11 protein-coding genes, 4 tRNA genes and 1 pseudogene are annotated in these 12879 nt (G+C 47.5%); 13 read left to right on the top strand and 3 right to left on the bottom strand.

Annotated features, from left to right (window positions below):
* Positions 1 to 288 precede the first annotated feature (288 nt).
* From ACFQ0C_RS26035 to ACFQ0C_RS26015, 5 genes are all read left to right on the top strand, one after another.
* Positions 289 to 1800: an outer membrane lipoprotein-sorting protein gene (locus ACFQ0C_RS26035; RefSeq protein WP_379370933.1), complete on the top strand. Its 1512-nt coding sequence runs from the start codon at positions 289 to 291 to the stop codon at positions 1798 to 1800.
* 259 nt (positions 1801 to 2059) lie between these two features.
* Entirely contained in the window at positions 2060 to 3247 is a 1188-nt protein-coding gene (gene alr, locus ACFQ0C_RS26030; protein ID WP_379370931.1) for an alanine racemase, read from the top strand.
* A 225-nt stretch (positions 3248 to 3472) separates the two neighbouring features.
* Positions 3473 to 3754 (top strand): CopG family ribbon-helix-helix protein, encoded by a 282-nt coding sequence (locus tag ACFQ0C_RS26025; protein ID WP_076235529.1) that lies wholly within the window; start codon positions 3473 to 3475, stop codon positions 3752 to 3754.
* Between the two features lie 2 nt (positions 3755 to 3756).
* Positions 3757 to 4107, top strand: a complete 351-nt coding sequence (locus tag ACFQ0C_RS26020) for a type II toxin-antitoxin system PemK/MazF family toxin (protein ID WP_014649298.1) — start codon at positions 3757 to 3759, stop codon at positions 4105 to 4107.
* Between the two features lie 176 nt (positions 4108 to 4283).
* Positions 4284 to 6446 carry a Tex family protein gene (locus ACFQ0C_RS26015; protein WP_379370940.1) on the top strand — a complete coding sequence of 721 codons (2163 nt, stop codon included), beginning with the start codon at positions 4284 to 4286 and terminating at the stop codon, positions 6444 to 6446.
* 93 nt (positions 6447 to 6539) lie between these two features.
* Here ACFQ0C_RS26015 and cmpA read toward each other — a convergent pair whose 3' ends face one another.
* Both cmpA and ACFQ0C_RS26005 read right to left on the bottom strand, forming a co-directional pair.
* Complete coding sequence (cmpA, locus tag ACFQ0C_RS26010; RefSeq protein WP_258217541.1) at positions 6540 to 6683, bottom strand: cortex morphogenetic protein CmpA; 144 nt, start codon at positions 6681 to 6683, stop codon at positions 6540 to 6542.
* 127 nt (positions 6684 to 6810) lie between these two features.
* Entirely contained in the window at positions 6811 to 7170 is a 360-nt protein-coding gene (locus ACFQ0C_RS26005; protein ID WP_379370928.1) for a hydrolase/acyltransferase, read from the bottom strand.
* 132 nt (positions 7171 to 7302) lie between these two features.
* Here ACFQ0C_RS26005 and ACFQ0C_RS26000 point away from each other — a divergent pair, with 132 nt between their 5' ends.
* The 8 genes from ACFQ0C_RS26000 to ACFQ0C_RS25965 all read left to right on the top strand — a co-directional run bounded on the left by ACFQ0C_RS26000 (position 7303) and on the right by ACFQ0C_RS25965 (position 11863).
* Complete coding sequence (locus ACFQ0C_RS26000) at positions 7303 to 7776, top strand: SprT family protein (RefSeq protein ID WP_258217543.1); 474 nt, start codon at positions 7303 to 7305, stop codon at positions 7774 to 7776.
* 18 nt (positions 7777 to 7794) lie between these two features.
* A tRNA-Asn gene (locus ACFQ0C_RS25995) sits at positions 7795 to 7870 on the top strand.
* 9 nt (positions 7871 to 7879) lie between these two features.
* Positions 7880 to 7968 (top strand) — tRNA-Ser (locus ACFQ0C_RS25990).
* A gap of 351 nt (positions 7969 to 8319) precedes the next feature.
* Positions 8320 to 8394 (top strand) — tRNA-Glu (locus ACFQ0C_RS25985).
* Positions 8395 to 8443: 49 nt separating this feature from the next.
* Positions 8444 to 8525, top strand: a tRNA-Leu gene (locus ACFQ0C_RS25980).
* 608 nt (positions 8526 to 9133) lie between these two features.
* Complete coding sequence (locus ACFQ0C_RS25975) at positions 9134 to 9385, top strand: hypothetical protein (RefSeq protein WP_379370926.1); 252 nt, start codon at positions 9134 to 9136, stop codon at positions 9383 to 9385.
* Entirely contained in the window at positions 9366 to 11348 is a 1983-nt protein-coding gene (locus ACFQ0C_RS25970) for a rhamnogalacturonan lyase family protein (RefSeq protein ID WP_379370924.1), read from the top strand. The genes ACFQ0C_RS25975 and ACFQ0C_RS25970 overlap by 20 nt, the downstream gene beginning before the upstream one ends.
* 212 nt (positions 11349 to 11560) lie before the next feature.
* Positions 11561 to 11863 carry an IS3 family transposase gene (locus tag ACFQ0C_RS25965; RefSeq protein WP_379370922.1) on the top strand — a complete coding sequence of 101 codons (303 nt, stop codon included), beginning with the start codon at positions 11561 to 11563 and terminating at the stop codon, positions 11861 to 11863.
* A 66-nt stretch (positions 11864 to 11929) separates the two neighbouring features.
* Here ACFQ0C_RS25965 and ACFQ0C_RS25960 read toward each other — a convergent pair.
* Positions 11930 to 12785: pseudogene (locus tag ACFQ0C_RS25960) on the bottom strand (Rpn family recombination-promoting nuclease/putative transposase).
* Positions 12786 to 12879: the final 94 nt, after the last annotated feature.

The raw sequence follows: 12879 nt of genomic DNA, 5'->3' as shown, positions 1-12879 counted from the left end.
TGTCAAGTCCTATTTTTCATCTTCAGGCAAAAAAAGAGCGGGCTATCTTTTCGATAACCAGCTCTTTTTTGATATTTAGCCCTATGCCTTAACTTAATGACATTGGCCGAGCGCTTCTCTCTTTTCTGTATGCTGCAAGGACGATGGTCCAAGATGAGCTCTTAGTATGGCAATAATATTCAGCCAACCAAAAGTTTTACAGCTCGTCATGCTAGTCTGCATAATTGTCCAAGTCCCCACATAGACATGTTATCAGTTGCTATTTACTATGTGCTGGAGGGGATTGAAATGCGGCGAGTCACGTGGGTGATTGCCTTAGTGATGTGCTTAAGCCTTGTGTTGGCGGGGTGCGGCAAGAAGGATGCAGGATCAGTAGTTAAGGATTTGGACACGATGTTGAACAAGTTGGACAGTTATCAAGGCAGTGGGCGTATGATCCTGCATACGGGTCAGGAGCCGCAGGAGTATCAAGTGGATGTATGGTATCAGAACCCTCATTATTACCGCATTTCTTTGAAAAATGATAAGAAGGATATCACACAGATCGTGCTGCGCAACGATGATGGAGTATTTGTTTTGACGCCGCATTTGAACAAGAGCTTCCGCTTCCAGAGCGATTGGCCAGAGAATCAAGGGCAGGTGTATTTGTATCAGTCTTTGGTTCAGAGCATTCTACTGGATAATGAACGTCAATTTACAACAGATGATAAAGGGTATGTGTTCGATGTGTTGGCGAATTATCAGAACGGTTCGTTGGCGCGGCAGAAGATTTGGTTGGATAAAAAGACTTATGCTCCTCAGCACGTTGAAGTATCCGACTCCAATGCAAATGTCATGGTAATTGTGGATTTCAATCAGTTTGAGTTTAGTAAGAAGTTTGAAAAGGATTCGTTCGATATGCAGCGCAACATGACAAGCTGGAAGATCGAGACTTTGCCAACTATGGCAGCCGCTCCAGCGGGCGATGCTAAGGCAGCTGATGCCGGCAAAGTCGGAACAACAGCTGCAAATAGCGGCAAGGCCGGGGCAGCTGGCGCAGCGGCAGGTCCAGCAGGCGCCACAGGGGCGGCAGCAGGGCAAGGAGCAAGCGCGGGAACCGCGGGCACTAGTGGAGCCGCAGCGGGTCAAGCTGCGGGAACTGGAGCCGCCGCAGCTACTGGAACGGCGGCAGGCAAGGACGGTGCCGCTGACCAAGGCAAGGCAGCAGGTCCGGCAGCAGCCACCGGCGCCCCAGCGGGCCAAGCGACAGGCGCAGGCACTGCGGCGGCAGGGCAAGCCGCGGGCACCAAGGCAGGAGCGGCAGCGGCACCAGGCACTGGAGCCAACGGTGGAGCGCCGGCAGCAGCTACAACCAGCAATGGAGCGCAGAGCAAGGCAGGAGCTGCTGCTACCGGCACAGCCGTTAGCGGAGCCGCAGCGGTCACTCCTGCAGATGCAGCCAAGCAAAAAGCAGCCGCTCAGAAGCAATTCGGAGTGATAGAGCCTTACTATACACCTAGCGGTGTAAAGCGCCAGGATGTTAATGAGATTAAGCTTGGCGAAGAGAAAGCGGTCATGCTGCGCTACTCCGGCAAATATAACTATACATTGGTGGAATCACATCCTCAGACACAGACGGTGTCAGTTCTTCCAGGGGATATCGTAGACTTGGGCTACACCTTGGCGGTTGTAACGGGTGATGAGAAAAAGACATTAATGTGGACTTACGACGGAGTGGAGTTCAGGCTGTCAACCGGGGATCTCCCGATGACAGAGATGATTAAGGTAGCTCAAGCAGTACAGGGCGAAATGGGCAAGTGAGGGAAATGAGCGGCTCCTTTCAATGGGGTGATCGTTTAATGCCGGAAACAAATTGCTTCTATAAATAAGCCCGCTGGATATCATTACCGAAAATGCAACTAACGTTTCCCTGATAATTTCCTATTCAATATTTTGTACATTGACACTCGTGTGAGATGGGATTACCATAAGTTTATTGAAAAAATCATCATACGGCACGTTGAGGGGGAAGCTCCCTGTACAGGGGGCTTCCCTTGATTGTCATAGAGAAGGTGGACTTATGGATTCGTTTTTTCGGCCAACGAGGGTAGAGATTTCATTGGATGCTTTACGAACCAATTTGAATGAATTTAGGCGGGTATTGCCTGCACATGTAAAAATGATGGCTGTGGTCAAAGCGGACGCTTACGGGCATGGAGCCGTCGAGGTTAGCCGAGAGGCGCTTCGCTGTGGTGTTGAGTACATAGCGGTAGCTTTTTTGGATGAGGGCTTGGAATTGCGCCAGGCTGGTATTACAGCACCGATCTTGGTATTGGGCTATACACCTCCAGAAGGCCTTGAGGCGGCTTGGGAACACGATATAACGGTTAATGTGTACAGCCATGAGGTATTGGATGTTTTTGAACGTTTAGAGCCACGAGAGAAGCCGCTGTCTATTCATGTGAAAATCGATTCAGGGATGAATCGACTGGGCTTATCTACGGAAGCTGAGGCTATTGAGCTTATAGAGAGGGCGCTTGCGATCCCGGGACTGAATATCGAGGGGCTGTTTACCCATTATGCATGTGCGGATGAAACAGATAAAACCTTTACCATAGAGCAGCATCAGAGGTTTGACCGGGTAGTGCAATATTTTCGCGACCGAGGGATAGAATTTGCATATGTGCATGCAGGCAACAGCGCTGCGGCAATTGATTCGCCTGAGCTAACGTATAATATGGTACGTCTGGGTATTAGCATGTACGGGATGTATCCGTCTAAAGAGGTTAATCATGAACTGATTGAGCTGCAGCCTGTACTTAGCATTAAGAGTGGGGTTGTCATGGTGAAAACAATACCGCCCGATTCAGGCATCAGCTATGGGACGATATACCGTACCACTGAAGAAGAAACGATTGCAACTTTGCCTATTGGATATGCTGACGGTTATTCACGCATGTTGACTGGGAAGGCTCAGGTTCTGGTAAAAGGGGAGCGGGTTCCGGTCGTCGGCAGAATTTGCATGGATCAATGTATGGTGAATGTGACGGGGCTTGCCGATATTCATAGTGAGGAAGAAGTAGTTATTCTGGGTATGCAAGGCACGGAACGGATAACCGCGGAGGAGCATGCTGACTGGTTGGGTACGGTCAATTATGAGATTACTTGTATGATTTCGCATCGTGTTCCTAGAATCTATATCCGTGATGGTGTCGTAGTGTCTACAGTCAACCCGCTGCTCCGGCAGGGCTCAAGTTCTCGAGAGTAGCAAGCTTGGTGTAAATTGCCAACCATTAATTTGTTAAAGCTGGAGAGGATTTTCAGGTTCAACCGCGAATAAGTATACTACATACTTCTGTGGAATTGAGATTATGTGGTGAAAACAGGTATAACATAATTGCTATACTTAGTGCATATACTCATTTTGTATAATTTTGCTGTATATTCGCCATAATGGTAATAAGGTTTGTATGTTTTTGGGGGTGCATGCTTGGTGTCCAACGCACATAACACGAAACGAATAATGATTAGCTTACCGGATTATTTATTGCAAGAAGTAGATGGTATCGTGGAAAAGGAAAACTCCAATCGCAGCGAATTTATTCGCCAGGCGATGAAGCTTTATTTGGTGGAAAGAAAGAAACGTCACCTGAGGGAATCGATGCAGCGGGGTTACATGGAAATGGCAAAGATCAATTTAAACATGGCCTCGGAGGCATTTCAGGCGGAGGAAGAAGCAGATAACACTCTGGATCGTTTAGTTAGCGGGGTGTAACTGTGATTGTCAAACGTGGCGATGTTTTTTTTGCGGATCTATCACCTGTCGTTGGATCGGAGCAGGGAGGCATCAGGCCTGTTCTGATTATTCAAAATGATATTGGCAATCGTTTCAGTCCGACGGTCATCGTTGCGGCTATTACAGCACAGATTCAAAAGGCAAAGCTGCCTACGCACGTAGAGATTGATGCGGAGGCGCATGGTTTTGACCGGGATTCTGTCATTTTGCTTGAGCAAATTCGCACGATTGATAAGCAGCGTCTCACAGATAAAATTACTCACCTAGATGAAGAGACGATGCGCAAAGTAGATGATGCATTGCAAATTAGCGTGGGACTGATTGAGTTTTAATGCATTTTATGGATTGAAGCGAGGGGCCGCGTGAGGGGCTTCTCTTTTTTTTGCTTCAGATTGTCGAAAAAACAATGTTTTCCTACTATAGAGGAGGTCTACCCTATATGACGATGTCGAAGGAAGAAGTGTTGCAGTTGGAAGAAACAAAAGACAAGGTAGAGATAACTGACGAAATGAAGGCGGCGATTCAGGAGAGGATTCAAAAGCAAATTGCCGCAGAACTGCAGCTGGCAATAGGCAAGGTGCGCACGACAGTTGGACTGCTGGATGAAGGTAATACCATTCCTTTTATCGCACGTTACCGTAAGGAAATGACTGGGGAGCTGGACGAAAATCAGCTGAGAGATATCGAGGAGCGTTTAACGTATTTGCGTAACCTGGAGTCTCGGAAGCTGGAGGTTATTCGGCTTATTGATGAGCAAGGCAAGCTGACGGATGAGCTAAGGGTATCTATAGAGCAGTCGGTCAAGCTTCAAGAGCTGGAGGACCTGTACCGGCCTTATCGTCAAAAACGCAAAACACGTGCCAGCGTCGCCAAGGAAAAAGGACTCGAGCCGTTGGCCCAGTGGATTTTGTCTCAACCTCGCCAAGGGGATTTACTGGTGGAGGCTGAGAACTATGTGAGCGAAGACAAGGGGGTAGCCACCGCGGCGGAAGCTGTACAGGGGGCTATGGACATAATAGCGGAACAAATCGCCGATGATGCTAAAGTGCGGGCATGGGTGCGTAAATATACATATGATCAAGGACTGATCCGGACTGAAGCAAAGAATGCAGAGCAGGAGTCCGTATACGAAATGTATTACAGCTATCAGGAGCCGGTTCGCAAGCTGCCGCCCCATCGTATTCTGGCAATCAATCGCGGAGAGCGCGAGGATGTGTTGAAGGTGGCGATGGACGTTCAGACCGACCGCATTCATGAGTATATGGGGCGTCAGCTGGTGAAAGGTCCTTCCGTCGTAAAAGATACGTTGACCGCCGTCATTGAAGATGCATACAAGCGTCTGCTGGCCCCGTCAATTGAACGTGAGGTACGTAATGAAATGACGGAAATGGCTGAGGAAAAAGCGATTGAGGTGTTTGCCGAAAATTTGCGTAACCTTTTGCTGCAAGCGCCGGTAAAAGGAAAGGTAGTGCTGGGCGTCGATCCTGCGTTTCGGACAGGCTGCAAGCTGGCGGTTGTTGATGATACAGGCAAAATGCTGGAAATCGCCGTAACGTACCCGACTCCGCCTAACAATAAAGTAACGGAAGCAAAAGCCAAGTTTCGCAAGCTGATTGAAACCTATGGAGTTGAGCTGATCGTAATCGGTAACGGTACGGCATCGAGGGAAACGGAGCAATTCGTGGCTGAGCTTATAAGTGAGATCAAGGATCGCAGCCTGCAATACTTGATCGTTAACGAAGCCGGAGCGAGCGTATATTCCGCCTCCAAGCTGGCAGCAGGGGAGTTCCCGGACCTGGACGTGGCTGAACGCAGTGCGATCTCAATTGCGAGACGTCTTCAGGACCCACTGGCTGAGCTGGTTAAGATAGAACCGAAGGCTATCGGCGTAGGCCAGTATCAGCATGATGTAACGCAAAAGCGGCTGGATGAGAGCTTAACCTTCGTAGTAGAGTCGGCGGTTAACCATGTAGGAGTAGATGTTAATACCGCTTCTCCATCGCTGCTATCCTATGTTTCGGGTATCAACAGCACATTGGCCAAAAATATTGTGAAGTACCGCGAGGAAAATGGCAAGTTTACAAGCCGTGCGCAGCTTCAAAAGGTACCGAGGCTCGGAGCGAAGGCTTATGAGCAATGTGCGGGCTTTCTGCGGATTAGTGATGGGAAAAATCCGCTCGACAGCACGCCGATTCATCCGGAATCGTACGCCGCGGTGGATACTCTGTTTCGCGAGCTGAAGCTCGAGCTTACACAAGTGGGCACCCAGCAGCTCAAGGAGATGCTGCAGCAGGTAGAAGCCGCAGAGCTGGCGACCAAGCTGGGCGTAGGGGTGCCTACGCTGCGAGACATTCTGGACAGCCTCCAGCGTCCTGGACGCGATCCGCGGGATGAGCTGCCAGCGCCGATATTCCGCACCGATGTGCTGCAGCTTGAAGATTTGAAAGCGGGTATGGAGCTTCAGGGAACGGTTCGTAATGTTATTGATTTCGGGGCGTTCGTTGATATTGGGATTAAGAACGATGGTCTCGTCCACATTTCTCAATTGAGTAATACATTCGTCAAACATCCTAAAGATGTCGTGTCTGTTGGCGATACGGTGACCGTATGGGTGTTGAGCGTTGATTTGAAAAAAGGCCGTGTCAGCTTGACGATGAAAAACCCGTCATAAGCTTGCGTTACACGTACACAAAAAAACAGAGCACGAGATAGGAGGGTTACCTTCCAGTCTGCTGCTCTGTTTTTTTCATTAAGGAGTCCTATGCTAATGGAGTTGAGAGGACGAAGATTCCTCCGCATCGCTCCGCCGCGTCCGATAGAAAAACCAACAGTCGTTCAACAGCCTTACTTGTCTGTGGTTTTTGTTGTAGAATGCGCGCATTAGTTGATTGCATAACCATTGTGGCAAACGTAACAGCCCCTTCCCGCTAACCTATTATGCGTGCTTAAAGGCCCTTCTCATGCTGCTCAAACAGGGGGCTTTAAACCGTTATCATAGTATAGGATATGGTCGGGTGGGCTTATGGGTGCAGGTCCTAATTAGCCAGTTCTTCTTCGTCCTCGTACCATTGCTCCAATTGAGCTTGCAGCGCACGAATTTCAGTTAGAAGGGATACTAACGGATAGGCTTCCTCCTTGATGGAGGAAAAGGTTTTTTCCAATTCATTAATGTATTCCAGACCGTGGTGCAGCTTGTGCTCTTCAGTAACAATATCCAGTTCATCACATTCCGCGATGACTTTGGGTAGAGCAGGTACATTGGATGCTGTTAATTTGTCGAGTTCTTTATGCAAACGTTTGTTTAGGGCGGTTAGTTGGTACGTATGTGTTGCAGGCAGCTCAACAAATTCAACGTGGTCGTTAAGCTGTAGAACAGCATATCTCATTTTGGACATGGGTGAGGCTCCTCTCGGGCGTTTGCTTGGGTTTATAGAAATTCCGATAGAAATAATACCTACTTGACAGTGTAGCCTATGATGCGGTTACAATTCAAGTGAGATTATGAAACAGACCGAGGTGGCAAGATCATGAAGGACGAGCAATTGCAGGAGTGGGTGGAACGAGTTTCAATAACATCGTTCGGGCGCCCTTTTGTGCACCAGGCCCGGTTCAATCGCAGGCTTACTTCAACTGGAGGCAGATATTTCACCAAGTCGCATGATATTGAAATCAGCTGGCAGCAGTATGAGCAGTTTGGTGCAGACGATGTCGAAAAAATTATCAAGCATGAACTGTGCCATTATCACCTGCACATACTGAAGCGAGGCTACCAGCATCGGGATGCGGAATTCAAGTCGCTGCTGCAGCAGGTAGGGGGCACACGGTTCTGCAAATCACTCCCGACAGCCAAGCGCCGCGAGCCATATCGTTACAAGCTTGTATGTACAAGCTGCCCGACCGAATATTTGCGAAAAAGAAAGATGGATCCACGAAAATATGCTTGTGGAAATTGTCGGGGTAAATTGAAGCTTCTGAAGCTTGACTTGAAGGAGCATTCATGATAAATTAAAAATTGTCTTTCCCTGATAGCTCAGTTGGTAGAGCACTCGACTGTTAATCGAGTTGTCACAGGTTCGAGTCCTGTTCGGGGAGCCATTTCTTTTTGGAGAGATACCCAAGTGGCTATAAGGGGACCCTCTGCTAAGGGGTTAGACTGCGTAAGTGGTGCGAGGGTTCGAATCCCTCTCTCTCCGTAGAAGAAGAACCGCCTGTGAAGGCGGTTTTTCTGCGTTTAAGGAGAGAGGTTCGAACCCGAGAAGAGGGGGCGTCGGAGCGGCTATGTCGGCCGCGAAGTCTCGCGATCGAAGAGCGAGCATCCCTCTCTCTCCGTAGAAGAAGAACCACCTGTGAAGGCGGTTTTTCTACGTTTAAGGAGAGGGGTTCGAACCCGAGAAGAGGGGGCGTCGAAGCGGCTATGCCAGCCGCGAAGTCTCGCGATCGAAGAGCGAGCATCCCGAATGTAAGAAAAAGCTTGTCATTCAACAGGCATTCCGCTATAATAACACTTGTCGTCAAAAAGAGACAAGATAGATTTAAGCAAATAAGGCCCGTTGGTCAAGTGGTTAAGACACCTCCCTTTCACGGAGGTAACAGGGGTTCGAGTCCCCTACGGGTCACCATATTCCTCGAATGGTAAACCGGCAAGCAATTGTTTTGAATTCATATTACGCGGTCGTGGTGGAACGGCAGACACGCCATCTTGAGGGGGTGGTGTCCCATGGACGTGCGGGTTCAAATCCCGCCGACCGCATACTCTTGGAAACCTTGCACAGTAATTTTTTGGACATTGCTCAATAGAAGAAAGATTATTAGATATTCGCAGTAAACAAGGCAACAACTTGAGAAGCAGTTAATTCGCTTCCTGGGTTGTTGCCTATTTATTTTTGAAAAGCTAATAACGAAGTTTAACTGCTGAAACGAAATGGCTTGAGTTTAAAGAAGACAAACCGGGTAATGACTTCGGTAAGCTTGGAATTATGTTCTTGCTATTGGCTATGGTTATAAAGGCAGTTGAATATGCCTGATTACAGCCATATTCTCATCGAAGATAATCAATGATGGTTATGATTATATAACTTAAATAAATGCGAACAGAACACTAAACCGTGGCAAACCCAGACGCTTTCATCTTTGGTCTCCCTTTCGGCTGTAAGTTTTGGTGTTCAGGTTTGCTCTCAGTATAGGAGTGAAGCGCAGGGGCAGCATATGTTTACTTTCTTCGGGGATGTACATTCTTTTATGATTGCTCCATGGATAATTTTCAGAAAGATGAATAGTTATTGCAAAGTGTGTAGAATGGCAGAGTAATCCTTACAGTCTGTGTTATAATGACATCATTTGGAAAAGGGAGGCTCTGACTTGCATAAGCTCTGGTCTATTCAACGTAACAAAGACAGCTCTGTTTTTATTCTGTCCTTATTCATTCTCGTCACCTTCCTGTATGAAAGCAGCATCCGATCCGAATATATGAAGGAAAGGGAATTTATTTACCAGAAATACCATGAGAAGGCATATTCTTCTCTATACTTATTCACGGAACGGCTGCAAACCTTATACCGTCAGGTACTTATTAAATTGGAGGCGACTGGATATGATTACCGTATTGCATGACCGTTTCAACCAATTCTCGATTGGACCATTTCCTTATGACCCGAAACATTCTGCTATCGGTGAATACCATTATTACCCCTCGGAAGGGAATAAGGGTGGGTGGTATGATCCTGTTGTTTATTATGGATGGCTCGGGCCTACATGGATTGTGACAGAGGATGCAGGCGTCAAGTATATGGAGCAGACTAGGCCTCAGGCGGCAATTACAGCTCATTGGCCACTACTTGTAAAGGGGGATGAAAGCTGGAGTGATTACACGATGGAAGCAACTGTAAGGCCGTTATCGACGGGCTCTCACGTGGGCATTCTATTCCGCTACCAGCATGGCAGACGTTACTACTTTCTAGGCTTTGAAAAGGGCAGGCTTATACTGCTGAAGCGAGATCAACAGCATATTACTGAGTTGGCTTCGATTCCGTTTGCTTATAATAGTGATACGTGTTATAGACTAAAGGTCGCTTGCAACGGCGCTGAACTCACTGCAAGCGTAGATGGCAAGGTATTGCTGCTTGTCGAGGATGCAAGCTATGAGAATGGGAAGATTGGGCTGTCATCACGGATGCCTGCCCAATATAGCGACATTGTCATAACGATGACCGAGCAGCAGCATGCGGACTGGATGACTGCAGTTAATGTCACTTCTTTGAAGCTGGCACAATTACGTAGTGAATACCCGCAGCCGCGCTTATGGAAAACGATTGATTTCAAGAACTTCGGAACCGCTCGCCAGATTCGTTTTGGCCATCTAAAGGGTGGGAATGAGCTTCAGCTAGTACTCGCTCAGCATCAGAAACGGGGTCATAAGGATGCCTATGCACATATTAGCTGCCTAACTGCAATTACGCTTGAAGGTGAAGTCCTCTGGCAGCTTGGAGAGCCAAGTACGTTGACTGACCACTTGTTGCTATCGGCAGATTTGCCTTTCCAAGTATGCGACATCGATGGTGACGGCTTCGACGAGGTGATTGTTGCACGCAACTTCCGTCTACAAATTCTGGACGGACGGACTGGGGAGGTTAAGCGTTCAATTCCGACACCGCTTTCCTCCGAGTCTACCGGAGAGCTGTTCAGTGTACCGTTCAACGAGTACGCCTTTGACCGGATTAATGTGGATATGATTCGGATTGCTAATTTCTCGGGCAAGCAAACACCTACGGATATTGTTATTAAAGACCGTTATAGCCGTGTCTGGGCTTATACCAACGAACTGGAGCCACTCTGGTCATTCCACGAAGGCATAACGGGTCATTTCCCTTATACGGCTGATGTGAACGGTGATGGCAAGGATGAGATGTTTGTTGGTTACCATCTGGTCGACCACGATGGCAAACTAATATTTACCTTACCTGTGGAAACTGATCATACCGATGAAATCTTGATCGGACATTGGGACCCGACCCGCAAAGAGCCGCTCATTGCCATCGCATCGGGAGAAGAAGGCTTTATGATCGCCGATTTACAGGGGAACTTGGTTCACAAGCATATGATCGGCCATGCCCAGCGTGTAAGTGTAGGCAATTATCGTCCGGAATTAGAAGGCTTGGAGTTGTGCGTCAGCACGTTCTGGGGAGAACAGGGCATTGTCTACTTCTTCGACGGTGAAGGACGACTTCTCCATCAATTCGAACCCACCTGCAATGGTAACGTCATTACTCCGGTAAATTGGACAGGTGACGGCAATGATCTTGTTTTGCTGAATGGAAACACGCAGCATGGAGGACTTATTGATGGACATGGCAGGCGAGTTGTTATATTCCCAGAGGATGGCCATCCCGACCTGTGCGCGGAGGTACTTGATCTGACTGGTGACGGGCGCGATGAGATTATGCTGTGGGACTCGCAGCGCATGTACATTTACACTCAGGACCGTGCTGCAACGCATAGCCCTGTTGCCGTGCCAAGCAAGTATCCCCTTTATAACGCATCGAACTACCGTGGAGAGTACCACTATCCTAAGTCTTAAAATGAGAAGCTGCTGTCTCCTTGCAACATGGTGCACTCATTGTAAAGGACATTTTTCAATCCAGGCATTTTGAAGAAGTTGATTTCTGTATTGTTGAACTGTGCCCCGGAGGGTGAACACTTTGAAAAAAAGTGCCCGCCCTCCGGGGTGCCATTCAAGCTTATCTAAAAAGAGAGACTCCCCAGCAAATATTTATTGAGGCTGGATTTCAGTTGTCGATCATAGGCAACCGAAAGCCTAATGAGTGCTTGAAACGTTGGCGGGCAGCTTATTCAGCGCTTGGAGAGAGTGGGCCTCTTGAAGAACGCCGTGATAAAGGTGCAAAGGGGAGAAAACCAGCTGAAGATTTGTCTATGGAAGAACAATTGAAACGTGCTGAAGCACGGATTCAATTGTTTGAAGCGGGGAATGACTTCAATAGAGGAAACATCCATTTTTATAACTCAGAACGTTACCAATGGGAATTAGAAAAGATGATCCCTGACGAATACAGGAATCATCTCTTAGTCGTGTAATGGTCCTAGGCGTTTATTTCAGCGTGTCTACAAACCGGGGCACAGTTCTCATGCAGCCTTTTTATTTCAGTGTGCTTTCAAACGCTCAACTTCCTCAATAGTCAGTCCAGAAAACTCAACAATCTCGTCCATGTCTTTGCCCTTAGCCAGCATCTTCCTTGCTACCTCAATGGCTTTCTTGTAGCGTCCTTCTTCTCGTCCTTTAGCTTCGCCTTCTTCGCGGGCTCCTTCAATCATCGACACCTCGTCATGCAAAGCTTTTTGACGCATTTCGTACAACCGCCGCGCTTCCGCATCCTGGCTTAAAAACTCCAGCGTATTCATCACTTTACGTAAGACTGGTTCGTTCATGGTCAGTACCTCCCAGTTCGATTTACTAGGACCCTTCAAAAACAGCAACCAATTCACTAAGCCACCCTCAATTGGGATAACTTGATCATCCAGTTTGGAGAGCTCTAGCATGTGAATTTCAATATCGTTAGTGAGTGGAATACCGCTGTGGTCTTCGTTTAAATGGAATACATTATGGTAACGATTATTTGGCAGGAAGGAGTAGTTAACAATATTAATTGTCACACACTTCTTCAACAGACGGTATCGTTGCCCTTCTACCAGTTGCCCAGAGTATTGTTTGCTCCAGTAGAACAATGTTCGCTTTTCGATCGTATTGGTTAAAGAGCTGCATCTCAATATTTATAAGTTCGCCCTCGGTTGTCTTTGCTTTAATATCAACGATGGATTGTTTGTCACGTGGTGAATCCTTATCTGTATAAGGATTCATTAGAATGATCTCCGTTAGCGGAGGCTCACCTGCTTCTACAAATGTGGTGTTCAAGAAAGTGAGCAGAACGTCTTTGTTCTCTTCACTGCCGAAAATCCGTTTAAACACGAAGTCATTTTTTGGATCAAGCAAGTCATTCAATATGATCAACTCCAATCCTCACTTATGAATATTATAACATAATAAACTTGTTCTGTTTTGTCACAAGATTGCTGCCGTAGTAGCATTAGCATAC

Origin of the sequence: Paenibacillus sp. GCM10027630 (assembly GCF_042676305.1) — a bacterium.
In the GTDB taxonomy this organism is placed as follows: domain Bacteria; phylum Bacillota; class Bacilli; order Paenibacillales; family NBRC-103111; genus Paenibacillus_S.
Note: the sequence above shows the minus strand (reverse complement) of the source record. Positions and strands in the feature narration are given on the sequence as shown.